The 472-nt window shown below is 67.4% G+C and carries 1 protein-coding gene; it reads left to right on the top strand.

Annotated features, from left to right (window positions below; translation table 11 throughout):
* Positions 1-32: 32 nt before the first annotated feature.
* Positions 33-472: hypothetical protein (locus GT354_RS02825; protein ID WP_202511467.1), on the top strand; the 440-nt coding region annotated here is incomplete at its 3' end.

Genomic DNA, 472 nt, shown 5'->3' with positions numbered 1-472 from the left:
CCGGGTTGCCCTCGTCCGGGTTCGACACGGTGGTGCTCAATTCGGTGATTCAGTATTTCCCGGGCGTCGACTATCTGGACCGGGTGCTGGACCGCGCATTGGAACTCCTCGTGCCTGGTGGGCGGCTTGTCGTCGGTGACGTTCGCAATGCCGCGACTCTTCGGGTTTTGCAGGTCGCGGTGCAGCGGGCGGCGCATCCCGACGCGTCGCGGGAGGAGTTGCGGACGTTGGTGGAGAAGGCGCTGCTCGGGGAGCGGGAGTTGGTGGTGGCGCCGGAGTGGTTTGCCGAGTGGGCGGCGGGCCGTGGTGTGGGGGTGGATGTCCGCTTGAAGGCGGGTTGGGCGCACAACGAGTTGACCCGGCACCGCTACGAGGTCGTGGTGCACAAGGATTCGGCCGATGTGTTGGATCTGGCCGATGTTCCCGCCGTGGTGTGGGGGCGGGAGGTGTCCGATCTGGCGGCTCTGGGGCG

It is taken from the genome of Streptomyces sp. SID3343, from assembly GCF_009865215.1.
Lineage (GTDB): Bacteria > Actinomycetota > Actinomycetes > Streptomycetales > Streptomycetaceae > Embleya.
Note: the sequence above shows the minus strand (reverse complement) of the source record. Positions and strands in the feature narration are given on the sequence as shown.